The organism is Microcystis ichthyoblabe FBCC-A1114, from assembly GCF_050500245.1.
In the GTDB taxonomy this organism is placed as follows: domain Bacteria; phylum Cyanobacteriota; class Cyanobacteriia; order Cyanobacteriales; family Microcystaceae; genus Microcystis; species Microcystis ichthyoblabe_A.
This window is the reverse complement of the sequence record NZ_CP191408.1, coordinates 3,965,913-3,991,198: the sequence shown is the minus strand read 5'-3', so window position 1 is coordinate 3,991,198 and position 25,286 is coordinate 3,965,913. Positions and strand designations below refer to the sequence as shown.

Genomic DNA, 25,286 nt, shown 5'->3' with positions numbered 1-25,286 from the left:
CTGTCCAGCAATGCTCTAAAGTTGATAAATATCAATCTAATAAAAACTCAAAGCCCTATTGTACAAGCTTTACAAGCATGAGTTGTTGATAGTTTTGCATGACAGTTTCGGTAGAGCCTAAAGCTTCTGCCTATTGCCTATTGCATGAGTGCCTATCCTAACCAAGAAATTAATTTTGCACGACTACTTACCCTTCTAATTGTTGAACAAAGTCCTAGAAATCAGCCAAATTACCGCCCTATTTTTTGACACCTACAATTAAGGATAATCAGGGCAGTATCAGCCTCGAAATCGTCAAAAACACCGATAACCATCCGGGGAAAGTTGACGGCCAACCTGAACCTAGAACTAGGGAGACAAAAACAAGATCGGGCAGAAAGCCGATACTTGTTACAATAGTTTACAAATCACCCTGCCCCGTCACCGAACTATGTCCGAACAGATGATCTCCCCAGAGACGCAACCCGAAGAAGCGATTACTGTTGAAGTGCAGCCCGTCCATATTCCCGAAGAGCATCGGGAAGATATCGGCCCCATGGATGACAACGTGGCCGAGAGTTGGCGCTACAATCCCCAAGTTATTAACGACTATTACCGTGGGCGACCTCTAGACGTTGTGGGGAGATTAATCGAAATTACTCTACCAGTTTTATCTTTTCTCATCGGTATCTGGTGGGATAAACTGCGGGGAAAATCGCCGAAAAATGAAATTAGACGGGCTGTACAATTGCGGGAAATGTTGACCAAATTGGGACCGACCTATATTAAAATCGGTCAAGCTCTCTCTACCCGTCCTGATTTAGTACCGCCTTTATATTTAGAAGAATTAACCACTCTCCAGGATCAAATTCCCTCTTTTCCTAACGAAATCGCCTATCGTTTTATCGAAGAAGAATTAGGTTATTCTCCTGAAGAAATTTATGCAGAATTATCCCCCAATCCCATAGCGGCCGCTTCCCTAGGACAAGTTTATAAAGGTAAATTAAAAACCGGAGAGAGAGTCGCCGTTAAAGTACAGCGTCCCGATTTGATTCGCTGTATAACTTTAGATGTGTATATCATGCGTAGTTTGGCGAGTTGGGCGAAAATTAATGTTAAAAGACTTCGCTCCGATTTAGTGGCAATTACCGACGAATTAGCTGGTCGTATTTTTGAAGAAATTAATTATCTGCACGAAGGACAAAACGCCGAAAAATTCGCTCAACTTTATGGTCACATTGCCGAAATTTACATCCCCAAAATCTACTGGAAATATACCGGGCGACGGGTTTTAACCATGGAGTGGGTGGACGGCACAAAATTAACTAATATCAAAGAAATTCAAGCGCAAGGTATTGATGCCACCTACTTAGTTAATGTGGGGGTGCAGTGTTCTTTGCGTCAATTACTTGAACACGGATTTTTCCATGCGGATCCCCATCCGGGTAATTTATTAGCGACTCCCGATGGTAAATTAGCTTATCTTGATTTCGGCATGATGAGCAATATTGAACCCTATCAACGCTACGGTTTAATCGAAGCAGTGGTGCATTTAGTCAACCGGGATTTTGAGTCTCTGGCCAAGGATTATGTTAAACTAGACTTCCTATCACCAACTACCAATTTAGAGCCAATTATTCCCGCTTTTTCGGAAGTTTTCGGTAATGCTTTGGGGGCGAGTGTGGCAGAATTAAACTTTAAAAGTATCACCGATAAAATGTCGGCGATGATGTACGAGTTTCCCTTTCGAGTTCCTGCCTATTATGCCCTGATTATTCGCTCGATGGTGACTTTAGAGGGAATAGCGATTGGCATCGATCCTAATTTTAAGGTACTGAGTAAAGCCTATCCTTATATTGCCAAACGTCTGCTAACCGATCCTTCCACGGAGTTGCGAGATTCCCTGCGGGATTTATTGTTTAAAGACGGTACTTTTCGCTGGAATCGTTTAGAAAATCTCTTGCGTAATGCTAAAGATTCTAATGATTTTAACTTCGAGAAAGTCAGCGAACAAGCATTAGATTTTCTTCTGTCAGATAGGGGTATATTTATCCGCGAAAAATTAGTGAATGAGTTAGTAAATACCCTCGATAATTTCGGCCGTCGCACTTGGTTTAATCTCACGGTTAATTTCCGGCAACAGGTCGGTTTAACGGTACAAGAAACTCCCCCAGAATTGTTGGGTGATGCTAAGAGTTTTGAGCATCTTCGCAACATCTTTATTATTTTACAGGAAACAAAAGGATTCGATGCCATGGCTATGGTGCCAGTGATGACGAAACTAATCGCTAAACCGGAAACCCAACAGATGGGACAAAAAATTGCTGAAGGTTTGCTACAAAAATCCCTAGCGCGTTTAATTCGTTACCTAGTTCTCGAATTTGATAGACCAAATCATCGGCAAAATGGAGAATTATCGAAAGCTTTACCCGCTGCCGATTAACCTCTGTCAGTTCCACCGACTGCTCAAAATCTGAGCATTTCCGACAATAAAGGCCGTGAAATAAATTTCACGGCTACGAGAAAAACGCTAAACTGTTTTTAAAGTTTTTTTATCCTAACTGGTTAACGGGGTTTAAAGGTGACTTGTAAACCGTCCCGGGGGTGGGGAGTGGGGATAGTGGTGAGGGTGAGATCTTGATTAGGGAGTAATTGCCAATCATACTTTTGTACTAAACGGACGGCTAAAATTTTCATCTCTAAACGAGCGAATTCCTTGCCGATACATTCGCGCAATCCCGCACCAAAGGGGATATATCCGTAGGGTTTTTCTTCGGCTAAAAAGCGATCGGGATCAAAGGTTTCAGGATGGGAATAAATATTATTATCTTTATGGGTATTGCTGATTTGATACTGCACTATCCATCCTTTCGGCAAATGATAACCGTTAAATTGACAGTCTTCTATTACCCGACGGAATCCTCCTCCCACGGGGGGAGTAAAACGTAAAACTTCCTTTAAAACGCGATCTAAATAGGTCATCTGTTTGAGGGTATCAACGCTTAAAGGAGTGGATAGATCAAAATTAGTTATTTCCTCAAGGACAAGCTGAAAAATATCGGGATGCAGTGCCATTTGTAGGCAGAAAGTGGCGATAGCAGAGGTTAAAGTTTCATGACCAGCAAAGAGTAATAATAGCACTTGATCCTTTAATTCCGCTAGGGATAAACTTTGACCGTTTTCGTCTTTAGCTTGTAAAAGGATAGCAAGAGCATCCTGGCCAGGGTTATCATTTTTTTGTCTTTCTAAAATGATAGTTTCGAGCGCTTGCAGTAATTCTTCTCGACAGCGTAATGCTTTGCCGAAAGCTGTCCAAGGAAGGGGAAGGGGAAGGGTAAATAGTCCCGCAGAAAAAGTATCAAAAGCTTCTCCTAATTTGGTAGCAGAACCCTGGTCAAGACCGACAAATAATTTACAGGCGATATCGAGGGTATAGTTTCTTAATTCAGGATACCATGACAGGGTTTTTGCGGTTTGCCAACGCTCTAAATAGTGAGCGGTAATTGTTTCTACCGTAGGGATATAACTTGCTAGGGACCGGGGTTGAAAAGCTTGATAGATTAAGCGACGACGGGAAGCGTGGACATCTCCTGTATGCACCGCTAAAGATGCGCTGCCTAGGAGAGTTTTGGTGCTTTTAGGCCAAGTTGCCGCAAAGTATTTATTCTCGTTGCTGAGGAGAAACCGGTTAGCTTCGGCACCGGATAAAATTATCGTGGGACTGCCAAAAATATGAGTACGGAAAAGTTGACCATATTTATTATGACGTTTACTGGCAAAATCCCCATCGGTTAAAAAAGCGATTGTTTCTCCTAATAGGGGTAATCCGAAACTGCCGGGGGGTAAGGGTAAATCGTTGCTTATAGTCATCGCTGCCTCTAGGGTAAAACTAATCATTTGCCGTCGATTAACCCTGTTTATTCTAACCTAAAGCACCGGCGAATTCATCCCCTTATCTAGCTGGACAATTAGCGATCGCACTTAACAACGGTAAGTACCTAAGCAAAATTAATTACACATCTCACCAGTCAGTCAACAACAAGAATTGCCGCCAATTGACATTTTTTAAGATCGCTGCCATAATTAGCCGTTGCTAATAGTAATTCGCGGCAAACGATGCTTAAACCCGCAGAGAATTTCCCAGGATATCGTACCTAAATCCCGCGCCCAATCGTCGGCGGTGATGCACTGCGGGCCATCTTTACCGATAAGTGTGACGATTTCCCCTGTTTTTACCTCTGGAATCTCGCTCACGTCAATCATTAACTGATCCATGGTTATCGCGCCGATTTGGGGTACTAAACGTCCTCTCAGGGATACTTTTAAACGATTGGAGAGATTGCGGGGAATTCCATCGGCGTAACCGATACCGACCACAGCAATACGGGTGTCTTTTGCCGCTATGTACTGATGACCATAACTCACTCCGGAGCCAGCGGCAATGGTTTTGACTTGGGCAATGCGCGCTTTTACTTGCAGGACGGGTTGCAAAGGGACTTTATCGGTGAGATGATCGGCAGGATAAAGACCGTAGAGAGCTAATCCGACTCTAACTCGATCGTAGTGCAGAGATCGATCGCTTAGGGTAGCGGCAGAGTTGGCTAAATGCAGACAGGGGGGATGATAACCTTTTGATCTTAACTCGGCGATCGCTTGTTGGAATCTTTGCCGTTGTAACTGCATGATCTCGGGATTGGGATCGTCAGCCGTGGCAAAATGGGAGTATATACTGGCAATTTTCAGGTTAGGAGCCTCTAAAACCTGTTCGACGAATTTTGTGCCGTTTTGCCATGGTGTACCTAAGCGAGACATCCCCGTATCTAGTTTGATATGGACCGGCAGCCGCTGCTCTAAGTGTCTCATCACGCTGGCAAAAATTTGCACCTGTTCGATTTGCACCAGGGTGGGTTGCAATTGCCAATGGGCTAAGGCTGCCACTTCTTCCGGGGTGTTCACTGCCCCTAAAATCATAATTGGGGCAACGATTCCCGCTTCGCGTAGTTCGATACCTTCCCCGATAGTCGCGATGGCTAAAGATTGCGCCCCAGCTTCTAAAACGCTGTTAGCCACCTTAACTGCCCCGTGTCCGTAAGCATCAGCTTTAATTACCGCCATTAATTCCGTTTTTGGGGCTAATAAGGCCTTGACTTTTCGCACGTTTTGTTGTAGGGCAGATCGATCAATCTCTACCCAAGCACGATAGCGAATTACTTCCGACAATTGATAATCATGACGGTTTTTGGGCGGATTGATAATTTTTGGTTCGATGCTAAACGTCACTCGCTCACTCCTTTGCACGCATAACCCAATTTATACCAAAAGAAAACCGAGAGGGCTAGGAAAAAAGCCGGAAACTCCTCTGGATTTCCTCCTTTTTCCAGGCGGAATCTAGGCTTTAAGATGAATGGGATGTTAGGAAGTTCCCGAAAAAATTGGCAGTTAGGGTTATCGGTGTTAGGGGTTAGGGTTTTTCCGTAGAGAATGAACAGTAACGGGTAATCAGTGACAAGAAAGTAGCGAAGTTTTCACCTAACACTATCTCAGTGGTTGGACAGAAGTGAAGTTAACTATAGGGTAAGGAATGCCAAAAAGCCTAGACTAAGATAAAATTATTATATCCAACCGGATGCAGTACAGGAGTTTAGCCAATGTCTAACGAAACTGTTACTTATTCCCTAGAAGCTGTCCTCACAAGGATTGAGGGGAAGATCGATAAGATTGATGAGCGCTTGACAAAAGTAGAAATAGGATTAACCGATATCAAAGGAGATATTAAAGTGTTAGACGAGAAAATCGAAGGCATGGAAAATCGGCTAATATCGGTAGAGGGAACCCAAAAAAATCAGGTCTGGACATTGATTATCCTTTTGGGAAGTGCCATTATTACTGCCGCTTGGAAAGTATTTTTTTCCAGTAATATCTGAGTTCTCTAATTCTCAACAAGACTACAGTTAACCGCTCCTGAAAGAAAATTTTCTTAAAGCCTAGACTTAAGATAAAATTATATCCAACCAGATGCAGTATAGGAGTTTACCAAATGTCTAACGAAACTGTTACTTATTCCCTAGAAGCTGTCCTCACAAGGATTGAGGGAAAGATCGACTCGCTTGAGAAGCGGGTTAACGAAAGATTTGACAAGGTAGAAGATCGGTTAACCAAACTAGAAATAGGAGTAACTGATCTTAAAGGGGATATTAAAGTGTTAGACGAGAAAATCGAAGGCATCGACAATCGGCTAATATCGGTAGAGGGAACCCAAAAAAATCAGGTCTGGACATTGATTATCCTTTTGGGAAGTGCCATTATTACGGCTGCTTGGAAAGTATTTTTTTCCAGTAATATCTGAGTTCTCTAATTCTCAACAAGACTACAGTTAATCGCTCCTGAAAGAAAATTTTCTTAAAGCCTAGACTAAGATAAAATTATATCCAACCAGATGCAGTATAGGAGTTTAGCCAATGTCTAACGAAACTGTCACTTATTCCCTGGATGTCGTCCTTAAAGAAATTAAAGACAGTATCAAGGAAGTTAGTCAAAAATTCGATAAGATTGATGAGCGCTTGACCAAAGTAGAAATAGGAATAGCCGATCTCAAAGGGGATATTAAAGTTTTAGACGGGAAAATCGAAGGCATCGACAATCGGCTAATATCGGTAGAGGGAACCCAAAAAAATCAGGTCTGGACATTGATTATCCTTTTGGGAAGTGCCATTATTACGGCCGCTTGGAAAGTATTTTTTTCCGGCAATATCTGAGTTCTCCAATCCTCAACAAAACTACAGTTAACCGCTCCTGAAAGAAAATTTTTTTAAAGCCTAGACTAAGATAAAATTATATCCAACCAGATGCAGTATAGGAGTTGACCCAATGTCTAACGAAACTGTTACTTATTCCCTGGATGTCGTCCTTAAAGAAATTAAAGACAGTATCAAGGAAGTTAGCCAGAAATTCGATAAGATTGATGAACGGTTTGATCGATTAGATAATCGCTTAACAAAACTTGAGATAGGACAAGCAGATATCAAAGGGGATATTAAAGTTTTAGACGGGAAAATTGAAGGCATCGACAATCGGCTAAAATCAGTGGAAGGAACCCAAAAAAATCAGGTCTGGACATTGATTATCCTTTTGGGAAGTGCCATTATTACGGCCGCTTGGAAAGTCTTTTTTTCCAGTAATATCTGAGTTATACAATCCTCAACAAGACTACAGTTAACCCAACACAGTTGACCAGATTTCCTCATTGCTTATTTACCAATACAAAAACGGCTAAAAATGCGATCAAGTACCGATTCAGTCACTTCTTCGCCGGTAATTTCTCCTAAAGCTTGAATGGCAGTACGCAGATCGATCGACCAAAAATCAAAAGGCAAATTTTGGTCAATTGTGTTTTTGACCTGTTGCAAAGCAATTTTCGCCCTAGTTAAAGCGGCCGCCTGTCGTTGATTAATGGCTAAATCCAAATTAGCCGCCTGTATTTCTTGATTTTGGACAGCATTAATAATAGTTTTTTCTAACTCTTCAATACCCTGATTTTGGGCGGCGGAAAGCTTGACAACTCGCTCAATTTCTGCTGGATAAATTACCGTTTCGGGATGAGCTAAATCAATTTTATTAATCACTAAAATTAATCGGCGATCGCTGACAGAGCGATAAATTTCCTCATCTTCCTCTGTCCATCCGGACTCTGCGGAGACGGTTAAGAGAACTAAATCAGCAGACCGGGCCGTTTGACGGGAACGTTCCACCCCAATTTGTTCAACTCGATCGCTGGCCGAGCGAATTCCTGCCGTATCGAGGACTTGTACGGGAATTCCCGCCACAACTAGCTGAGATTCGACGATATCGCGGGTAGTGCCGGGTAAATCGGTGACAATCGCTCGATCGCTCCGACTCCAAGCATTTAACAAACTGGATTTACCCACATTCGGCCGCCCCACGATCGCCACTTTCAGACCACTACGCAGCAATTCCCCGCGCTCGGCGGTGGCTAAAATTAAATTTACTTGACAAAAAACCTGTTCTATGCTATGGAGAACCGCCTCGCAATCCAAGGGCGGTAAATCCTCTTCAAAGTCAATACGGGCCTCAATTTCAGCCAAAATATCGAGACAGGTGGCCCGCAAATGGCGGATCGGTTGCGCGAGTTTCCCCTGCAACCCAGCGAGGGCAAATTGTGCCGCTTGGGGAGAACGCGCCCCAACGAGATCGACGACGCTTTCGGCTTGAGTTAGGTCAATTCTGCCGTTAAGAAAGGCACGCAGGCTAAATTCCCCCGCTTGGGCCAAACGCGCCCCATTTTCTAGACATAACTGTAACACCTGTTGTACGGGAATAATGCCGCCATGACAGTGAAATTCCACCACATCCTCGCGGGTGAAAGAGCGGGGCGCTAACATGAGCAACAGCAAAGCTTCATCGATAATTGCCTGACTTTGGGGATGCCGGATATAACCGTAGAGAAGACGATGACTTTGCCATTTTTGACGATTGCGGGTATGGAAAAGCCGACGAGCGATCGCCACTGCCTGACTACCGGATAAACGGACAATACCGATACTACCCTGTTCCGGAACGATCGCCGTAGCGATGGCGGCGATCGTATCCCCTGTGTTTAACATCTCTTAATCACTCCTTGCTAAAATTGAAGTCAGGATCAATTTTGTCAGCATTTATCCCGAAAATATGCGCTCAAGGTCATTAAAAGCGAGAAAAAGCCGCAAATATTCAAGTAATCGCTTACTGCGATTTTTGCGCTATTGGTATATTCGCTTAATGCGATTACAAGGACATCCTAGGGAAATTGCCAGGGGTTTTGCCTTGGGAGTTTTTTCGGGATTTTTCCCGTGGATCGGCCTTCAAATCATCATCGCTATCTTTTTAGCTACCCTATTTCGTGCCAACAAAATTGCCGCTGCTGCTGGTACTTATATCAGCAATCCCGTGACCGATCTGCCGATTTTCCTGTTTAATTATAGATTGGGAGAGTTTATTCTTGGTCAAAGCGGGCGATCGAATGTGGGTGACATTTTTCAAACTAATCAAAGCTTCATCGAAAAGTTAGCTAGTTCTGGCGGCCAATTTCTTTTGACCCTGTTTTTTGGTTGCTTACTATCAGCGACGGTATTTGCTACTATAACCTATTTTGTTAGCTATCGCCTAGTTCATCAACGGTATCACCGGCGACAAACAAGGAGAAAACGCTGATAAATTGTAACCGTTCGGGGGGGACGAAATCTGGTAATCTAAGAGGCATCGATGAGAAGCACCTACGGTAATCCCACAATAAGTCTAAACTGTTATTTGATTGAATGAATACTATGATTGTGTTGTATTCAGCAAGTCTTCATCAATGATCAATTATAGTCCATCCCATAATCCCATCAATCACAGTTAAGACGATGGATGTGACTGTCGCATCATTTGTAAATTATTACGAATCATTTGTGTATTGAGATGCTCTTTACTTAATGTATTGACATACAATACTTTTGTCATTTAATCAGTAGGAAGCAGGTCTGAAATTATATTTAAAAAATCTCTCACTTTTGCAATAAAAGGAAGAACTTGTAATTCATCAAAATCTGCAAAGTCTGTATAATCTGCTTCGAGACGGTATTCAAATAATTCGTTATAAACTGCACCAAAGTCTTTTGAAATAATTTCGCTACGGATGTAGTTTTTGTTGAAGAGACTACGGACACCTGTATGTTTTGGAGATGAGAGATTATCATAAGCAAGTAAAGCCGTAACAGCATAAAAGCAACTATAGTACAGACGATTGATACAACTATTCCATCTTGCACCATCAGCAAGAGAACAAGCATCTTGATAAGCTTCCTCTGCACGATTTAAACGATACCTAATTAGTTGATCGTGAGGGGAATTTTTACTCATAGCATAATAGCTTCTTTGTTAACTGATTGCCAGAAAGGAGTAGTTTGTAATAAGGGATGTTCCCATTGATTTTTGCTGCGAACAATGGTACAAATAACTTCTTCTGTTTCCCATTCGATTTCATAAATTTGACGACGGATTTGAGATGTGCGAGTAGGGTTAGTGATCCCATCAACTAATACTAATATATCCCAATCAGAGTCTGGTTGAGCATCGTTTCGCGCCCGTGAACCATAAAGAAATATTTGCGCTTGTGGTTCGATCGCTTGTACTGCTTGTTTAATTTTATTGAGTAATAGTTGTTTGTCCATGATTTTTTATTACCTTTTTGTACTGCAAAACAATATTAACAATATAGTCCATCCCATAATCCCATAATAAGTCTAAACTATGATTGAAATGATTGAATGAATACTATGATTGTGTTGTATTCAGCAAGTCTTCATCAATGATCAATTATAGTCCATCCCATAATCCCATAATAAGTCCAAACTATGATTGAAATGATTGAATGAATACTATGATTGTGTTGTATTCAGCAAGTCTTCATCAATGATCAATTATAGTCCATCCCATAATCCCATAATAAGTCCAAACTATGATTGAAATGATTGAATGAATACTATGATTGTGTTGTATTCAGCAAGTCTTCATCAATGATCAATTATAGTCCATCCCATAATCCCATAAATCACAGTTAAGACGATGGATATTGCTGTTGTCGCATCATTTGTAAACTTTTCCGAATTTGAACAATAGTAGAGTGATTTTTCCTAATAGTCGTTGACTCCATTTTATAGTAGTTCTATTTTTTAAAAAAGAATAATAAAACCTTCTTGGGTAAAGTGCTTGTCATGGGTAAGCACTTCAAAAATATCCATTTGTTGCATAATTATCATTGATATGCAGTCTGTAATACTATAACCTTTGTCTGACCGTTGTTTATATAATTCAAAACCTAATTGACGTAATTCTGGTGTATAGGAAATAACTTGTATTGTTTTTTCCCGTAGCATTTGCGTACACATTAAGAGTGCTTTCTGTCTCATAATAGTTCCTCTACATGAAGCATAGTTCAGTATCTCATCAATAATGCCATCCGTTGTTATTAGTTGATCATTGATACAATTATGAGCATAGTTGAGTGCGATTTGATGCCAGTCATCTTTGGGGTTGAGTAAAGCGATCCAATAAAAGGTGTCGGCAAAAATTTGCTTCATGGTTAATGTTTAGGAGTACCGTAGATGTAATGATCATGTTGCTCTGCACTATCGGTTGGTAAGGTATCTAAAACTTCTTGAGGAATATCAGCAGTGAGTTCTTCGATAAATCGCGCGAAAGGTTTAGATTGTTCTTGCGATCGATGATGTTTGATTTTGGCTAACAATAAAAAGTCAAAAACTTCTTCTATTACCTCATCGGATACTGTTTCAATTTCATGAATTAGTTGTTCTTTAATGGTCATAATTTTACCTTTGTAAGTTCTTCAACTATAGCCTATATCAGTTATCAGTGATTAATTCAATTATAGTCCATCCCATAATCCCATCAATCACAGTTAAGACGATGGATGTTGCTGTTGTCGCAGCGTTTGTAAGTTTTCCCGAATCTTAACAGTAGTAGGATGATTCTCCCCTAATAGTCGTTTTCTCAATTCTAAAGCTTGTATTAAGAGTGGTTCAGTTTCTTCGTATCTTCCTTGAGATTGGTAGAGTTTTGCTAAATTATTAAGATTTTCAGTGATATTGGGATAGTTATCGCCTTCAAAAATTTCTGGACAGTATTTTTTTTGATTTGCCAGAAATTCCTGTGAGGTAACTTCAGTAAAATCTTGGTGGATAATATTGCGAAATTCTTTAGGATCTAGCATGGTTAATTTTCTCCTTCTATTTAATTAACTCTTCATACTCATCATGAGAACCAATCCAAAACCAGTAATAATCTTCACCTTTTTTCAATGCTAAAGCTCTATAATTCTCAGTTATTCGGACTGACCAGACATTTTTCCCTACTTTCTTGAAATGTAATGATCGATGGAAAACATTACTAATCCAGAGACGATAGGCTTTTTTTGCCTGTTGCTTAATGTAGGGAGGTAAGTTGGCATAACATTGCCAAAAATCAGGAGTTGTTAAGGATTTCATCTAAAGGCTTAACTTGATTGTTACTGATATCATTGTTGACTTTTTGTAATAGTCGATCGAGTTTCCCTGATTCGAGATCGTTTTTTATCTGTTTGTCCCAACTATCATCAAGATAGTCTTGTAACCAAGCTGATAATTGATGGATTTCTTCGTCAGGCAACTGGAGAATTGCGGATTCAATATCTTTGAGTGTAGTCATGATTGTTTGGTTGATTGAAGGTGATTGTATTATTTTATATTGTTGTATTATCGGATGGGTTAATAACCCATCCTACGGGAGCGACTCTAAGTTTTCCCGAATCTTAACAGTAGTAGGATGATTCTCCCCTAAAGCTTGCTCGGCAATTGCTAATGCTTGTAAATAGAGAGGTTCTGCTTCTTCATACCTTCCTTGAGAATCGTACAATTTTGCTAAACCATTGAGGGAATCAGCTACATCGGGATGATTCTCCCCTAAGAGTCGTTTCCTCAATTCTAAAGCTTGTAAAAAGAGGGGTTCTGCTTCTTTGTGCCTTCCTTGGGAATTGTACAATTTTGCTAAATTGTTGAGGGGAGTTGCTACATCGGGATGATCTTCCCCTAATAGTCGTTGAAACAATTCTAATGCCTGTAAAAAGAGGGGTTCTGCTTCTTGGTACTTTCCTTGGGATTCGTACAATCTTGCTAAATTGTTGAGAGAATATGCTACATTAGGATGATTTTCTCCTAAGAGTCGTTGAAATAATTCTAATGCTTGTAAATAGAGTGGTTCCGCTTCTTCATACTTTCCTTGGGATTCGTACAATCCTGCTAAATTGTTGAGAGAATATGCTACATTAGGATGATTTTCTCCTAAGAGTCGTTGAAATAATTCTAATGCTTGTAAATAGAGTGGTTCCGCTTCTTCATACTTTCCTTGGGATTCGTACAATCCTGCTAAATTGTTGAGGCAATATGCTACATTGGGATGATTCTCTCCTAATAGTCGTTTACACAATTCTAAAGCTTGTAATAAGAGGAGTTCTGTTTGTTCGTACTTTCCTTGAGATTGGTACAATAATGCTAAATTATTGAGGGAAGATGCAACATCGGGATGTTCTTCTCCCAATCGGCGGCGATTTACTTCTAGACATTGCTCATACCAAGGTTCAGCTAAATCGTAGAATCCTTGTCCCTTATAAAATCGTCCCAATGCTGCAAAAGGTGAACCTAAATCATCCTCCTCTAGCCATTGTTCCAACTCTGTCGCTGACTCCGCAATATGGGGAATAGATGGGGCGACGGCTTCTATTTGCTCCTTGGTTGGATTTTGAGGAATAGTCTTTGCCTCCTCAACCATACCCCGACAAAAGGAGCATTTCAACTCATCCCCATCCTCTCGCAGCGCTAACTTAGCTTGAAAAAACTTTCGCACCAACGGATGAAACTGATAAACTTCTCCTTCTACTGCTTGCAACAGATGAAGATTGAGTAATTGCTCCTCTCTAATATCTTCCAACTCCTCCTCATCTTCAGCAGACAAACACCTTTCTATCACCAACCGCCAAGGAATAGGAGCCAAAGCAAAGAGACTGAGAAAACAGCCTAAATCCCGCGCTGGCTGATTCAACTCCTCCCAACTTACCTCAAAAGCTGCCTCTACCCCTCTTTGCGCCGTCATATCTCCCGAAGGATTCTGCAAAGCAGACAACTGTAAACCCTTATCTATCAACTGCTGCTGCATCCTCGCCAATGTCCAATTAGTACGCCGCTTGAGGAAACGCCCCACCAATTCCAACCCTAAAGGCAAATAACCCAACCACGCACATAGCCCCTTCCCTACCTCTAATTCAGCTTGCAGACGCGACGCACCAATCAGAGATTCCAGTAAAGCAAGGGCGGCTGATTCGCTTAAAACGGGTAAGCGCAACTGCTCAAAAGATGCCGCCAGCCAATGTTGCCTCGTCGTAATCAATACCTTAAAGCGTTGTTCTTGGGGAGGCAAATAATCTTGGATTTCCTCATACTGATGCACATCATCTAAAATTAGCAGTACATCCCCCGGCGGTTGCCATCTCGCCCAACAATAATCCAATTGCCCCCGCAAATTCAAATCTTCAGGGGGAAACAAACCCAACAGTGACTTAGCAAAATCTAATAGTTGTACCCCCACTGTTTCACTTTGCACCCCTATCCAGCAAATACCGCCGGGATAAGTTGATTTTTTCTTATGATATAGCGCATACTGGAGTGCTAATTCTGTCTTGCCGACTCCTGCCATTCCCGTAACGACGGCGGTAATCGCAATTCTTTCTTGTTGCTGTAACTGGTGGTGCAGTTGTACCATTGCATCTTCACGCCCCACGAAATTAACCGCCCCAGTACGCGCCTTGGCTAAATTATGGGGAACTTCTGCCCCCGGATAATCCACTCGCTGCGGCGTAATACGTTCAGCAGGGGGAAGACTGACTCCCGGAAAGCCCGGTGCTTGCGTCGGTTTTGCCCTCTCCTGCAATGCGGCTAAAACCACATCCTTCGCCTCAGCTTCCGAAAGATTAACCACGTCTGCATAAACAATCTGTTGCCACAGCCCCTTAATTTCGCATTCTGAGACACGAATGGGGATTAAAGTTCTTTTTTGACCTTTTGGATCTTGAGCGAAAGCTGCCGCCCATTCTGGATGGGTATAGAGCGCATTTAAGTAGTTACTGGAGAGAACAGCGAGCGTTTTTTCAGCTTGAGCAGTCGCATTCTGCATTTCTAAAGCAAAATTATTGCCGGGGCGAAAATCCCAAGCTTGAATAATGACAGAATAACCCGCTTCTTCGAGTATCCACGCAATCCATTCTGCCCACTGCTCATCACGCCCATTATAGCTGACAAAAAATTGCTTCTTCATCTGTTCTATCATTGATACATCTCTCCTAGCGAGGGAATGGAAGGAACCACAAAGACACAAAGGACACAAAGATCGCTCATAATGTAAGTTAAACTGATCACACAGAACCTAGAAGATTTCGAGAAAAAGCTAAACCTACCAAACCCGGGGCGTAAACTCCGCATCATTTAAAATTATTACATTTTCCCCTGACTGCACCAACACAAATAAACCCTGACGACAACCATAACTCGCCACCTCATTGGGAACAATCATCGCTGCCACCGCTCCCAAAGCCTTTACATCTCGAAAACGAGGCATTAACCGCTTAAACTTGGCCAAACGTTGTAAATGCTCATCCACATCCCTTTGAGTTAACTTACTTTTGACCTCCACTAAAATGGCATCGGTATCATTTACTACCAATAGATCAATCTCTAAACCCTCATTATCCCGTTTTACCGAAATGCCGGGGTGAAACTCATGCACATCAATACCCCGCTCCTGAAACAGACGCACCACCGCAGGACGTACTTGCCACTCGACAAACTCTCCTAAACGATTGCCCAACTCCCCAATCTGCTTACTAACTCTGTTAATTTGCTTATCTGTTTCTTTTTGAGCTTGGGATAACTCTTGTTGGGATTGAGCTAATTGCTTTAGTATTGCCCGAATCTCTTCAATAGACCTCTTGCATAATTTTTTTATGGTATAATATAAGGTTTTGCTTTTTTCTCAATTCTTAGATTGAAGTGGAAAAAAGAATAAAATGTGATCTTAGGTCAGGAAATCATCTATAATTTTGCTATGTTTATTAGCAAAATTATGGATTATCAAAACTTATCAGATGAACAATTCAAACGCCGTTTCGGTGTGTACAAACAAACATATAGAAAGATGGTAGAATCAGTAAAAAGTGTTGAAGCCGACTCTAATTCACCATCTAAAAGGGGACCGAAACCTAAACTATCTATAGAAGAACAAGTTTTAGTAACGTTAGAATATTGGCGAGAATATAGAACATATTTTCACATTGGTACAAGCTGGGAACTATCAGAATCAACTATATGTCGGATTGTAAATAAGACGGAAAAAATGCTTTTACAATCGGGAAACTTCCGTTTAAAAGGAAAAAAAGCTTTACTCAATCAAGCAGAGATACCGGTCGTAACGGTAATGGATGTGACGGAAACTCCCATTGAACGCCCCCAAAAGAAACAGAAAGATTTTTTTTCGGGTAAAAGAGGTTATCATACTTTAAAATCCCAATTAGTAGCTGATCAAAATACCGAGGAAATTATCTGTGTCTTTTGTGGGAAAGGTAGAGGTCATGATTTTAGTTTATTTAAAAAAAGTCGAGTTCGTTTTCATCCTTTAACTACCAGCATAGAAGACAGTGGTTATCAGGGAATAGCTGCATACCATAGTAATAGTTATACACCGAAAAAGAAATCGAAAAATAGAAAATTAACAGAGTTAGAAAAAGAGTATAACAAGGCTTTAGCCAAAGAAAGGATTATCATTGAACATATAAATAGGAAACTCAAAATCTTTAAAATCTTATCCTGTAAATATCGGAATCGTCGTCGAAGATATAGTTTAAGAGTTAACTTGTTGGCGGCTATTTATAACTGTGAGTTAGGGATAGGTATAGCAGCTTCTTAAAAGTTGCCTAAAGATTAATCAAGTCAAGGAGAATTTATTCTCAATTTTTATAATTGAGATAGTTTGTGCCGCTTAAATAAAGAGGTTTTGATAACCAAATTAAAGCAGCTCTAAAGAGTTTTGAGTTAAAAGTTAAACTTCAAGTTTTCATTCAGGACGAATGTACTGATTAACTAATTTTTTGGGGAAAATTAGTTAACCCATCATTATAACATATAATTAATTTGCAAGAGTTCTAATAGTGGCTGTCATAATGAATTTTCTCAAGTTAAAGTGATGTAGCCTATACTCAAGCGATTTAGTATAATTTTAGCGTTGATTATTGGCAGGAATGGAATCGGCTCTCTTGGATTTGGTGGGTAAAATGTATTTTAAGATATATTTCTCAAGAGCGAGGGGGTGGAACGAACCACAAAGACACAAAGGACACAAAGATCGCTCATATTGTAAGTTAAACTGATCGCACAGAACCTATAAGATTTCGAGAAAAAGCTAAACCTACCAAACCCGGGGCGTAAACTCTGCATCATTTAAAATTATTACATTTTCTCCTGACTGCACCAACACAAATAAACCCTGACGACAACCATAACTCGCCACCTCATTGGGAACAATCATCGCTGCCACTGCTCCCAAAGCCTTTACATCTCGAAAACGAGGCATTAACCGCTTAAACTTCGCCAAACGTTGTAAATGCTCATCCACATCCCTTTGAGTTAACTTACTTTTGACCTCCACTAAAATGGCATCGGTATCATTCACTACCAATAGATCAATCTCTAAACCCTCATTATCCCGTTTTACCGAAATACCGGGGTGAAACTCATGCACATCAATACCCCGCTCCTGAAACAGACGCACCACCGCAGGACGTACTTGCCACTCGACAAACTCTCCTAAACGATTGCCCAACTCCCCAATCTGCTCACTAACCCTGTTAATTTGCTTATCTGTTTCTTTTTGAGCTTGGGATAACTCTTGTTGGGATTGGGATAACTCTTGTTGGGATTGAGCTAATTGCTTTAGTATTGCCCGAATCTCTTCAATAGCTGGACTTCCCCGTTGACAAAAGGCCATAACCTATGCTGTAGGAGGAATTAAGAGAATTTACGCCGCCCCGTTACTGGGTACAAATCAGGGAAACTCCCAATAAATCTAACGCTTTTTGTTGCAGTTGGGTCGGTCGAGTTATCTTAGAAAAACGATAACTTCCCTCCCTAATCGTACATTCCACTGTATTCAAGCAAATTGTCCCCAGGTCTTCCAACAAAGTCCGAAAGCTATGCACAGGAAAGTCCTCTTGATTCCGTTTTTTTCTCTCTTTAGACTGAGCGGATTCACTGCGACTCGCTTTAATCACATTCAGAGAACCATCATCAATTTCTTCATCCTCAAATAACAAAGGAGCCAAGCACTGTTTTAAATGCCATTCCACATAATAAGCCAACATACATAAAAAGATATGAGCTTTGACTCTATCACCCTTATAATGATAGATAGGACGTACCTTTAAATCAATTGACTTATAACAGCGAAATGCCTCCTCCACTTGAGACAAACTTTTATAAGCTTTAACCGTTGTCGCTGCATCCATCAAGGTTGACTCCAGAGAAGTTCTTAACACATACACACCATCCAAGGCCGTTTCTTGAGCGATTAATTCCAGCTTACGCTGATAAGAAAAGCCTTCTTCTGTTATCTCTAAGTTATAGTATTTATTGACCTTAAACTGATTAAGAATCTTGCCCACTCTCAAAGCTATCTTATCTTGACCCTTTAAAGCTCTTTTCTCCCTTTGAGTCGCCTGAACAATCAAATCTAGTTCCTTCTCTACCGCTTCTAATAATGCCTCTCTTTGTAGTTGATTTTTCTGGGCAATGAAGGGATTCCGACAAGCAATTAATCTTTCATCGGGATAATCTTCACTCTCAAATTCCACCAAGTTTACCTGATCAAATAATCCTAATTGAATCACTTCTACCTCAGCCAGTTTCCGAATTTGAGGCTTAGTTAAACCAGTAATATAGTCTAATCCTTCTATCGGTTTTACTAATTCGTTGATTTTCGAGTTAGTTAAAATTCCTCTATCGCTTACCCAGACCACATTCTCAATCACCCAACCCTTTCTGACTTTCTCAATTTGTCCGCTTAAAGTAGCACCGTCTGAGGTGTTTCTTTCAAATACTTCTACCGCTATCGGACAACCCTTGGCTGAACAGAGCAGACCAAAAACTATCTGAGTTTTCCCTTTCTTTTTATCTCGGTTATAACCATATTTTCCCAGTTCACAACCATTTCCTTCTAGGTAGGTAGAAGTGACATCATACAAGACTAATGTTCCTGATTCTAAGTGTTTAATTGCTAGGTGCTTCTCAATTTTCTCTTGTTTTTCTAATAACCAATCTAAGGCGTTATATAATTCGTCTTCATCGGCTTTCTCTAAGTCTAACAATTGTCCTAAACTCTGACTACAAGTCTCGCTATTAAACCCTCTCGCTGTGGCTAGTTTCGATTTAGGATTGATGATTCTTGCCACAATCATCGCCACCACTAAGTTTCTGATTCGTGAGGATTTTTCACTGATTATTTTATCTAAACCTAATTTTTTAATCGTCTCTAAAATAGCCATTACATGACCATGAGGAAGACTTCTAATCACTTCAAAATGATTGGGAATGCCTTCAGTCATGGACAGTGTTGCGCCTTTAAGAGCCAGTTTCAGATTGTCGATAATATCATCGGGTAATTTTGAGAGATTGGCCAGGGTTCTTTTTTTGACTTGATCTCCTTCTCGGTAGGACTCCCGAAGAAGAACGGCGGGGGGGGAATTACGGTTAGGAACTTTTTCTATATACATGGCTATCATTCTAGCAAATAGAGAGAATTCTTGTCCATTAAGAAATGTTACAAATTACATGGGTACATTAAGAAAAGTTAAGGGGCGTATCCATTGATGGATAAGGGTTTTCGGCTATTATAGTATATATGTATGGGGGAAGTTCAGCAATAGTGGCTGTCATAATGAATTTTCTCAAGTTAAGTTGATTATTGGCAGGAATGGAATCGGCTCTCTTGGATTTGGTGGGTAAAATGTATTTTAAGATATATTTCTCAAGAGCGAGGGGGTGGAACGAAAGCTAAACCTACCAAACCCGGGGCGTAAACTCTGCATCATTTAAAATTATTACATTTTCTCCTGACTGCACCAACACAAACAAACCCTGACGACAACCATAACTCGCCACCTCATTGGGAACAATCATCGCTGCCACCGCTCCCAAGGCCTTTACATCTCGAAAACGAGGCATTAACCGCTTAAACTTCGCCAAACGTTGTAAATGCTCATCCACATCCCTTTGAGTTAACTTACTTTTGACCTCCACTAAAATGGCATCCGTATCATTCACTACTAATAGATCAATCTCTAAACCCTCATTATCCCGTTTTACCGAAATACCAGGGTGAAACTCATGCACATCAATACCCCGCTCTTGAAAAAGACGCACCACCGCAGGACGTACTTGCCACTCGACAAACTCTCCTAAACCATTGCCCAACTCCCCAATCTGCTTACTAACTCTGTTAATTTGCTTATCTGTTTCCTTGATTTGTTTATCCGTTTCTTTTTGAGCTTGGGATAACTCTTGTTGAGCTTGGGATAACTCTTGTTGGGATTGGGATAACTCTTGTTGGGATTGGGCCAATTCCTTTAGTATTGCCCGAATGTCTTCAATAGTGGCTGTCATAATGAATTTTCTCAAGTTAAAATGAAATTTTCTCTATTATAGCCCGATCGCTTTTTCTCCCTTGAAGTAACCGTTCAGGGGGTGACAAAATCTGATAATCTAAAAAGACGTGGAAAAGAGCGGCTAATGTGAAAGAGTAGTATCCATCTCTGTGCTGCCCCTGGAGAGTCCTTCCACTGAGTCAATGCCACTGGCGGCTTGACATCCCCCCCCTGAACGGTTACAATAAAGCTATGCGCCTTATGTAAGTTAGAAGCTAGAATGGTGTAAACTCGTTCGATAGATTATCTCTCTAGTCGGAGTGTTGGACTCAAACACTTGATCCCTAATTAGGTTGTTTTAGGTCACATCAAGAGTAATACTTTATTAGGTTTCTTACAGGAAATTTTAAAGGTTTGAGCCTTCGGTAAATCTTTCGATGTAGCCTAGTTATCTTATGTCAAAAATAGCTTGAGCGATTTTTTCAGAGGATTTTTCTAGTCTAAAGTAATATCCTCTGAATGCTTATAATGTTACAAATTAAGTGATTTTTACTCATTTCAGTACAATGGCAAAAAATCAAGCAGAATCTATGTCTGATCAGAATCATCAGCAGCCAGATATGGGTGCGAAGAAAACAACGCAGGCTAGGATAGAACATCAGGATAATAATCAAATAAAAACGGGAATTGATCCTAAAATTGATTCGGAAAAACCGTTTAAATATTCGGAGCCAACAGGAAGATTAGGGGAGATAATCCTGCGCTTAATGCCGTTGGGTCTTTTGCTCGGAGGACTGAGTTATTGGGCGATAGTTGGTAAGATTCCGACTCCTATTCAAGGACGAGCGGTCATTTTGATTCCTCGTTCTATTGTTAATATCGAACCCCGTCAAGGTGGACGGGTGTTAACCCTCCTGATTCAACCGGGAGATTCTGTCAAAAAAGGGCAATTACTGGCAACTTTAGAGTTTCCTGAATTAGAAACAGAATTAAAAGATAAAAAGGATAGACTAGCAGATCTCAAGCAGCAGGATAAAAGAGTTGACTCTATTGAAGTGAGTCGTCGCCAATTGAATGCAGCCTCAATAGATCGCCAGCAAAAGGCGAATCAGCTTCAGATTAAAGCACTTCAAGTTCAATTATCCAGTAATCAAAAACAGCGAGAAGCCTATCTCTCCCATGCTCGATATCTTAAAAATTTCCAGAACTCAACGGATGAAAGACTAGCCGCCTACGATAAACTTATCGAAGAGGGGGCTGTCGCCAAGCTAGATTTTCCCTCCTATTTGTTTCAGTTCAATAATCTAGAGGCTTCTAATAGTATCAATCGCGTCCAAATAGAACTTGATCGCCTGAAGGGGGTTGATGAAAGCCTGCGAGCGCAGATGAACGCATTGACGGCCCAGAATAATATACTAAACACGGAAAAACGGCAAATAGACCTGCAAGATACAGCCAGTGATATTCTTCGTTACAATGCGATCGCTGACCAGCAACGAGAGATTAATACGTTAAAAACCACTATTCAAGCCAACAAAAATGTAGTGAGTCTGTACAACGGCCAGATTTTAGACTTATCTGTTAATCCGGGGGAAGTTTTGGCTCCGGGGGGGCGCATCGGTACGTTAGAAGTCTCCAATCTAAAGGCCAAGACCAACGTGGTGGCCTTGTTTAAGAGCGGTGATGCCAAACGATTAGAACCGGGCCAGGAAGTAGAAGTCGTTCCCGATCTCTATGATCGCGAACGCTATGGGGGTATCGTTGCTAAGGTAATTACCGTCGATCAGCAGCCGGTAACTGTGGCAGAACTAGCAAATATAGTCGGAAGTCATGAACTCGCCAGCAAACTGTTTCTGGGTAGAGATGAAGACGATCGCGATAAGCCTATACCCGTCAATGCAAGTGTTATCAAAGCCACTTTAGCGCTGAAGGTCGATCGCAATACACCGAGTGGTTTTTACTGGACTCAAGCCAAGGGAGCGCCCCAAAGAATTACCAACGGGACTACCGCAGATGTCCATGCTGTGGTAGAAGAGCGTTCTTTAGTGAGTTATATAACCCCTGCTTTTCGCTGGATTACAGGGGTGTACGACCGTTAACCACAATCTTGCGAGCGTAAGTAGCTGAAAGAAACAACGACTAGAATAAACGGTTAAACCTAATATGGAAAATCCGAAAAGACGTTCTCAATGGTGGACTTGGTGGTTTAAGTGGTGGATTATTGCCGCAGCGTTTGTCTTAGTAATCTTGATCCATAGTGAGCCTCCTCAGCTTTGGTTTTGGTTGGTGACGTTTTTGGCACTGATTTTATATGGGATTGAGCGAGCGATTAATGGGTAACAATGAGTAAGTCGAAAAAGGATATAGAGATACCTTGGACAGTAAAAACGGGCTAATGATCAGACAGGGATTGAAATTTTCCCTGGGTGCTGCTCTCTTAACGAGTTTCTTTTGGCACCGAGGAAATGTATTAGACAACTTTGTCTATCCCGTCTTTGGGTATGTCTCTGTACTGATTGAGCCATCGATGGGAGGTGCGATTGCGGCAGGTTTGGGGCGTTTGGGGGGAAGTGCTTTGGGGGGAATCATTGCCGCTATCCTGGTGAACGCCTACGGAATCCAAGGCTCAAGTTTTTTTGTCATTCCCTCTCTCACCTACATTTTAGCCGCCCTGATCTGTGAAACTTACCGATGGCAAGCCGCTTATTCCCAAGCCACACTACTGGGCGCTTTAATTGCCATGAGAGTGGTAGGAACATCAGCACAACAAGATATCTGGCTCTATTTGCGGTCGCGCCTGATCGATAACTGGATCGGAATCGCTGTGGGAATTGCTGTGGCCTTACTATTTTGGCCCCAGAATACTCGATCCGATCTCAACCGGAACTTGATGGGAATCCTTCAAGATATACCGCGCTTGTTCCAAAAAATCCTCGATCGCCACTTAAAAACTGAGGTCGAGGAGCGGGATTATTCTCTTTCTATTGAGCAGAACGAGCTTAACTTACTCAATCAGATTAAAAAATCAACACAAACTAGCCTTTCAATACTCACAAAAGCAACCCATGAATTCGGTAGTGAGATATTGGTGGCAGAAAATTGGAGTGAAATCTTGGCAATTCAGAACCAATTGACTCGACAATTAGCTGATCTGATGGCTTTTAAGGGCGAAAAGCATGAACAAAATTTAGTGCATCAGTTCAGTGATGAATTAAACCAATTGGCGACTCATCTTACCGACAGCTTTGATAGCTTGAGGGATTTGAGTAACGGCCAAAAAATCTTAGCTACCCCCTACCTGACAGAATTAGAAGAAGATTTAGCGAATATTGGGGGTAAACTTGATCATCTCCGAACAAGTGGAGAGATTGATCGGTATGATGTTCAAGAATCACTACAGTTTTATCAATTTATTCAACTTGTATCTCGATTTATCCAACAATGCGAGGGATTAGGAGGCAGGATAATCGATAAAACCAAAGTAACTGCAACTTTCAGACGAAGACACCTGATTACCTTTCCCAAATGGGCCCCTATATCCCTAAAACGCCTGAGAGAAATTGTCAGTCTTGGCGTGGTTATTGGTTTGTTACTGGCTATTATTCGTCACATCGAGTTTCCCTATCCTTCTGCTTACGAAAAAGTGGCAGATATTGTGATCATAGGTGCAGTGGTCACTGTCATTCAACCGACAAGGGGTCGAGCGATCGCGATCGGTTGGGCGGCCACTGTTTCGTTGAGTTTGACGATTCTCTGTATTTACCTGTTGGTCAAGTCCTTTGGTTATAATCCTTTTAGTAGCAGTCTGGCTTATTTTTTCGCCTACTTCAGTTGTGCTTGGCTGGGGTTTACGCCCATCGCTCGCATCGGTGCGATTGTAGCAGCCGATGCCATCGGGAAGGATATTTTTCCTTTTTTCGAGCAAGGAATTTGGGCCGCACTAATTTCAGTTCCCGTAGGTGCGTTTCTGGGGGTGTTGCTGACCACTGTATTTATGACAAAATCGGCTACAAACCAACTGGAAACAGATTTTTCTGTGACTTTTAAGAAAATGGGACAGCTATATCAAAAACTGCTGTCAGGCTATTTTCAGGATACGATACCACCGTCAGATATCCCCCAACTGAAGCAGGCCATCACAGTGGCGATCGCTCAACATCCAGCCTCGGTTAAGATTGCCAGTCTCGAACAAATTTCCACAGTTTTAGCAACTAAAAACAAAAATTTTTGGAATTTCTCCATGGGCTACGAACAAAAACTCTCGGCTCAACTGGATGCTTTACAAGATGGGCTACAGCAACCGCTTCCTGAACCGATACGACAAAAGTTTTTACCTGAATTACAAGCGATCGCACAACAGACCGCGATCGCTTTTGATCAAATGGCTGAGGCGATCGCTGCCCAGGTAATTCTCAACCCACCAAAGTTAGGATTGCTCATCCAAGAAATTGAATCTCTTGAGAAGCAGTTACTGAGCTTGCGGGTTGAGAGTCGAAGTTATCCCTTAAATGAGCTAATCGCCTTTAGCTCGGCTTTTATGACGATGAAAGCCATTGCCAGCAACTTAAATCAAATGAGTCAAGACTTACCTGCCTACACCCAATAGGTAATAGGCAAATATTATCAGCCTGAAGGATTTCTGCTCTCAGGGCTGTATATTCAGTAGAGTGTAGGGTGCGTTAGGCGGCTATCAATTTAGTCAAAAAACTAAAATTAATAATTCGCCGTAACGCACCCTACAAGATCAGCGATCGCACTTCCTCTACTAACGTTAAAGGCAAGATTGAGAAACATCTCTCCCTTGCCTTACGAACTTAGATTGGGTTACAAGAACCCTAGAGATTTAGCGATTGCAATGAGTGCAGCGATAGCCTGTAAGAAGGGTAAAAAACGCCTAATAACTAATCTAAATCTTCGATAATAAGATCGAGAAGTTTTATCTAGACGCTTGATACTCACCTTTAGCCTTTGGCAAAAAGACTGAAGTGACTGGTTTGATTTGCGCTGCCCGTTGCCGTTGAGCTTACTTCCCTTTAAC

25 protein-coding genes are annotated in these 25,286 nt (G+C 41.4%); 10 read left to right on the top strand and 15 right to left on the bottom strand.

Translation table 11 applies throughout. From position 1 onward, the window contains the following. Window positions 1–430: 430 nt before the first annotated feature. A complete protein-coding gene (locus ACQY1Y_RS19335) occupies window positions 431–2,422 on the top strand; it encodes an ABC1 kinase family protein (RefSeq protein WP_430013375.1) in 1,992 nt (663 codons plus the stop codon). Between the two features lie 122 nt (window positions 2,423–2,544). On the opposite strand, the gene ACQY1Y_RS19330 is transcribed toward ACQY1Y_RS19335, so the two are convergent. Together ACQY1Y_RS19330 and alr are read right to left on the bottom strand one after the other, a co-directional pair. Then, a complete protein-coding gene (locus ACQY1Y_RS19330; protein ID WP_430014698.1) occupies window positions 2,545–3,849 on the bottom strand; it encodes a cytochrome P450 in 1,305 nt (434 codons plus the stop codon). 213 nt (window positions 3,850–4,062) lie between these two features. Continuing rightward, window positions 4,063–5,259 carry an alanine racemase gene (alr, locus tag ACQY1Y_RS19325; RefSeq protein WP_430013374.1) on the bottom strand — a complete coding sequence of 399 codons (1,197 nt, stop codon included), beginning with the start codon at window positions 5,257–5,259 and terminating at the stop codon, window positions 4,063–4,065. A 368-nt stretch (window positions 5,260–5,627) separates the two neighbouring features. Between alr and ACQY1Y_RS19320 the strand changes: the two genes are divergently transcribed. From ACQY1Y_RS19320 to ACQY1Y_RS19305, 4 genes are all read left to right on the top strand, one after another. Next, complete coding sequence (locus tag ACQY1Y_RS19320; protein WP_430013373.1) at window positions 5,628–5,903, top strand: polyhydroxyalkanoate biosynthesis repressor PhaR; 276 nt, start codon at window positions 5,628–5,630, stop codon at window positions 5,901–5,903. A 113-nt stretch (window positions 5,904–6,016) separates the two neighbouring features. Further along, on the top strand, window positions 6,017–6,325 hold the full coding sequence (locus ACQY1Y_RS19315) for a DUF4164 family protein (protein ID WP_002760170.1): 309 nt from the start codon (window positions 6,017–6,019) through the stop codon (window positions 6,323–6,325). 112 nt (window positions 6,326–6,437) lie between these two features. Then, window positions 6,438–6,734 (top strand): polyhydroxyalkanoate biosynthesis repressor PhaR, encoded by a 297-nt coding sequence (locus tag ACQY1Y_RS19310; protein WP_287743092.1) that lies wholly within the window; start codon window positions 6,438–6,440, stop codon window positions 6,732–6,734. A gap of 112 nt (window positions 6,735–6,846) precedes the next feature. After that, window positions 6,847–7,164 (top strand): polyhydroxyalkanoate biosynthesis repressor PhaR, encoded by a 318-nt coding sequence (locus tag ACQY1Y_RS19305; protein WP_104396203.1) that lies wholly within the window; start codon window positions 6,847–6,849, stop codon window positions 7,162–7,164. A 62-nt stretch (window positions 7,165–7,226) separates the two neighbouring features. Here the strand turns inward: ACQY1Y_RS19305 and mnmE are convergent, their stop codons facing one another. Continuing rightward, window positions 7,227–8,600, bottom strand: coding sequence for a tRNA uridine-5-carboxymethylaminomethyl(34) synthesis GTPase MnmE (gene mnmE, locus ACQY1Y_RS19300; protein ID WP_430013372.1), 1,374 nt, complete (start codon window positions 8,598–8,600; stop codon window positions 7,227–7,229). 64 nt (window positions 8,601–8,664) lie between these two features. Here mnmE and ACQY1Y_RS19295 point away from each other — a divergent pair, with 64 nt between their 5' ends. Further along, window positions 8,665–9,186 carry a DUF2062 domain-containing protein gene (locus tag ACQY1Y_RS19295; RefSeq protein WP_123230562.1) on the top strand — a complete coding sequence of 174 codons (522 nt, stop codon included), beginning with the start codon at window positions 8,665–8,667 and terminating at the stop codon, window positions 9,184–9,186. Window positions 9,187–9,477: 291 nt separating this feature from the next. Here ACQY1Y_RS19295 and ACQY1Y_RS19290 read toward each other — a convergent pair whose 3' ends face one another. The 9 genes from ACQY1Y_RS19290 to ACQY1Y_RS19250 all read right to left on the bottom strand — a co-directional run bounded on the left by ACQY1Y_RS19290 (window position 9,478) and on the right by ACQY1Y_RS19250 (window position 15,564). Further along, on the bottom strand, window positions 9,478–9,876 hold the full coding sequence (locus tag ACQY1Y_RS19290) for a HEPN domain-containing protein (protein ID WP_002736237.1): 399 nt from the start codon (window positions 9,874–9,876) through the stop codon (window positions 9,478–9,480). Further along, window positions 9,873–10,187: a nucleotidyltransferase domain-containing protein gene (locus ACQY1Y_RS19285; RefSeq protein ID WP_002737075.1), complete on the bottom strand. Its 315-nt coding sequence runs from the start codon at window positions 10,185–10,187 to the stop codon at window positions 9,873–9,875. Before ACQY1Y_RS19285 ends, ACQY1Y_RS19290 begins: the two co-directional genes overlap by 4 nt. Window positions 10,188–10,688: 501 nt before the next feature. Then, window positions 10,689–11,096: a type II toxin-antitoxin system VapC family toxin gene (locus ACQY1Y_RS19280; protein WP_008197333.1), complete on the bottom strand. Its 408-nt coding sequence runs from the start codon at window positions 11,094–11,096 to the stop codon at window positions 10,689–10,691. Window positions 11,097–11,098: 2 nt separating this feature from the next. Beyond that, on the bottom strand, window positions 11,099–11,341 hold the full coding sequence (locus tag ACQY1Y_RS19275) for a hypothetical protein (protein WP_002735297.1): 243 nt from the start codon (window positions 11,339–11,341) through the stop codon (window positions 11,099–11,101). A gap of 93 nt (window positions 11,342–11,434) precedes the next feature. Then, complete coding sequence (locus ACQY1Y_RS19270; RefSeq protein WP_430013371.1) at window positions 11,435–11,746, bottom strand: tetratricopeptide repeat protein; 312 nt, start codon at window positions 11,744–11,746, stop codon at window positions 11,435–11,437. Between the two features lie 16 nt (window positions 11,747–11,762). Further along, complete coding sequence (locus ACQY1Y_RS19265) at window positions 11,763–12,020, bottom strand: hypothetical protein (protein WP_002737575.1); 258 nt, start codon at window positions 12,018–12,020, stop codon at window positions 11,763–11,765. After that, window positions 11,998–12,219, bottom strand: coding sequence for a hypothetical protein (locus tag ACQY1Y_RS19260; protein ID WP_002736659.1), 222 nt, complete (start codon window positions 12,217–12,219; stop codon window positions 11,998–12,000). The genes ACQY1Y_RS19265 and ACQY1Y_RS19260 overlap by 23 nt, the downstream gene beginning before the upstream one ends. Window positions 12,220–12,291: 72 nt before the next feature. Continuing rightward, window positions 12,292–14,889, bottom strand: a complete 2,598-nt coding sequence (locus ACQY1Y_RS19255) for a tetratricopeptide repeat protein (protein WP_430013370.1) — start codon at window positions 14,887–14,889, stop codon at window positions 12,292–12,294. A 123-nt stretch (window positions 14,890–15,012) separates the two neighbouring features. After that, entirely contained in the window at window positions 15,013–15,564 is a 552-nt protein-coding gene (locus ACQY1Y_RS19250) for a DUF3782 domain-containing protein (RefSeq protein WP_430014697.1), read from the bottom strand. Window positions 15,565–15,663: 99 nt separating this feature from the next. Here ACQY1Y_RS19250 and ACQY1Y_RS19245 point away from each other — a divergent pair, with 99 nt between their 5' ends. Further along, window positions 15,664–16,521: an IS5-like element ISMae4 family transposase gene (locus ACQY1Y_RS19245; RefSeq protein ID WP_420065461.1), complete on the top strand. Its 858-nt coding sequence runs from the start codon at window positions 15,664–15,666 to the stop codon at window positions 16,519–16,521. 498 nt (window positions 16,522–17,019) lie between these two features. On the opposite strand, the gene ACQY1Y_RS19240 is transcribed toward ACQY1Y_RS19245, so the two are convergent. The 3 genes from ACQY1Y_RS19240 to ACQY1Y_RS19230 form a co-directional block, all read right to left on the bottom strand. Further along, on the bottom strand, window positions 17,020–17,598 hold the full coding sequence (locus ACQY1Y_RS19240) for a DUF3782 domain-containing protein (protein WP_430013369.1): 579 nt from the start codon (window positions 17,596–17,598) through the stop codon (window positions 17,020–17,022). A gap of 43 nt (window positions 17,599–17,641) precedes the next feature. Next, window positions 17,642–19,378: an IS1634 family transposase gene (locus tag ACQY1Y_RS19235; protein WP_430014653.1), complete on the bottom strand. Its 1,737-nt coding sequence runs from the start codon at window positions 19,376–19,378 to the stop codon at window positions 17,642–17,644. Between the two features lie 286 nt (window positions 19,379–19,664). Then, window positions 19,665–20,267, bottom strand: coding sequence for a DUF3782 domain-containing protein (locus tag ACQY1Y_RS19230; protein WP_430013368.1), 603 nt, complete (start codon window positions 20,265–20,267; stop codon window positions 19,665–19,667). 547 nt (window positions 20,268–20,814) lie between these two features. Here ACQY1Y_RS19230 and ACQY1Y_RS19225 point away from each other — a divergent pair. The 3 genes from ACQY1Y_RS19225 (at window position 20,815) to ACQY1Y_RS19215 (ending at window position 24,854) form a co-directional block, all read left to right on the top strand. Further along, the gene (locus tag ACQY1Y_RS19225) at window positions 20,815–22,347 is read left to right on the top strand and encodes an NHLP bacteriocin system secretion protein (protein ID WP_430013367.1); all 1,533 of its coding nucleotides are present in this window, start codon (window positions 20,815–20,817) and stop codon (window positions 22,345–22,347) included. Between the two features lie 64 nt (window positions 22,348–22,411). Then, entirely contained in the window at window positions 22,412–22,588 is a 177-nt protein-coding gene (locus tag ACQY1Y_RS19220; RefSeq protein ID WP_002735384.1) for a hypothetical protein, read from the top strand. Window positions 22,589–22,643: 55 nt separating this feature from the next. Then, window positions 22,644–24,854: a hypothetical protein gene (locus ACQY1Y_RS19215; RefSeq protein ID WP_430014696.1), complete on the top strand. Its 2,211-nt coding sequence runs from the start codon at window positions 22,644–22,646 to the stop codon at window positions 24,852–24,854. Window positions 24,855–25,286 lie beyond the last annotated feature (432 nt).

Excerpts from the sequence above, each read along its gene's own strand:
- ACQY1Y_RS19335 (WP_430013375.1), top strand. The coding sequence starts at position 431 with ATGTCCGAACAGATGATCTCCCCAGAGACGCAACCCGAAGAAGCGATT.
- ACQY1Y_RS19330 (WP_430014698.1), bottom strand. The coding sequence starts at position 3,849 with ATGACTATAAGCAACGATTTACCCTTACCCCCCGGCAGTTTCGGATTA.
- ACQY1Y_RS19320 (WP_430013373.1), top strand. The coding sequence starts at position 5,628 with ATGTCTAACGAAACTGTTACTTATTCCCTAGAAGCTGTCCTCACAAGG.
- ACQY1Y_RS19315 (WP_002760170.1), top strand. The coding sequence starts at position 6,017 with ATGTCTAACGAAACTGTTACTTATTCCCTAGAAGCTGTCCTCACAAGG.
- ACQY1Y_RS19310 (WP_287743092.1), top strand. The coding sequence starts at position 6,438 with ATGTCTAACGAAACTGTCACTTATTCCCTGGATGTCGTCCTTAAAGAA.
- ACQY1Y_RS19305 (WP_104396203.1), top strand. The coding sequence starts at position 6,847 with ATGTCTAACGAAACTGTTACTTATTCCCTGGATGTCGTCCTTAAAGAA.
- mnmE (WP_430013372.1), bottom strand. The coding sequence starts at position 8,600 with ATGTTAAACACAGGGGATACGATCGCCGCCATCGCTACGGCGATCGTT.
- ACQY1Y_RS19295 (WP_123230562.1), top strand. The coding sequence starts at position 8,665 with ATGCGCTCAAGGTCATTAAAAGCGAGAAAAAGCCGCAAATATTCAAGT.
- ACQY1Y_RS19290 (WP_002736237.1), bottom strand. The coding sequence starts at position 9,876 with ATGAGTAAAAATTCCCCTCACGATCAACTAATTAGGTATCGTTTAAAT.
- ACQY1Y_RS19285 (WP_002737075.1), bottom strand. The coding sequence starts at position 10,187 with ATGGACAAACAACTATTACTCAATAAAATTAAACAAGCAGTACAAGCG.
- ACQY1Y_RS19280 (WP_008197333.1), bottom strand. The coding sequence starts at position 11,096 with ATGAAGCAAATTTTTGCCGACACCTTTTATTGGATCGCTTTACTCAAC.
- ACQY1Y_RS19275 (WP_002735297.1), bottom strand. The coding sequence starts at position 11,341 with ATGACCATTAAAGAACAACTAATTCATGAAATTGAAACAGTATCCGAT.
- ACQY1Y_RS19270 (WP_430013371.1), bottom strand. The coding sequence starts at position 11,746 with ATGCTAGATCCTAAAGAATTTCGCAATATTATCCACCAAGATTTTACT.
- ACQY1Y_RS19265 (WP_002737575.1), bottom strand. The coding sequence starts at position 12,020 with ATGAAATCCTTAACAACTCCTGATTTTTGGCAATGTTATGCCAACTTA.
- ACQY1Y_RS19260 (WP_002736659.1), bottom strand. The coding sequence starts at position 12,219 with ATGACTACACTCAAAGATATTGAATCCGCAATTCTCCAGTTGCCTGAC.
- ACQY1Y_RS19255 (WP_430013370.1), bottom strand. The coding sequence starts at position 14,889 with ATGATAGAACAGATGAAGAAGCAATTTTTTGTCAGCTATAATGGGCGT.
- ACQY1Y_RS19245 (WP_420065461.1), top strand. The coding sequence starts at position 15,664 with ATGTTTATTAGCAAAATTATGGATTATCAAAACTTATCAGATGAACAA.
- ACQY1Y_RS19240 (WP_430013369.1), bottom strand. The coding sequence starts at position 17,598 with ATGGCCTTTTGTCAACGGGGAAGTCCAGCTATTGAAGAGATTCGGGCA.
- ACQY1Y_RS19235 (WP_430014653.1), bottom strand. The coding sequence starts at position 19,378 with ATGTATATAGAAAAAGTTCCTAACCGTAATTCCCCCCCCGCCGTTCTT.
- ACQY1Y_RS19230 (WP_430013368.1), bottom strand. The coding sequence starts at position 20,267 with ATGACAGCCACTATTGAAGACATTCGGGCAATACTAAAGGAATTGGCC.
- ACQY1Y_RS19225 (WP_430013367.1), top strand. The coding sequence starts at position 20,815 with ATGGCAAAAAATCAAGCAGAATCTATGTCTGATCAGAATCATCAGCAG.
- ACQY1Y_RS19220 (WP_002735384.1), top strand. The coding sequence starts at position 22,412 with ATGGAAAATCCGAAAAGACGTTCTCAATGGTGGACTTGGTGGTTTAAG.
- ACQY1Y_RS19215 (WP_430014696.1), top strand. The coding sequence starts at position 22,644 with ATGATCAGACAGGGATTGAAATTTTCCCTGGGTGCTGCTCTCTTAACG.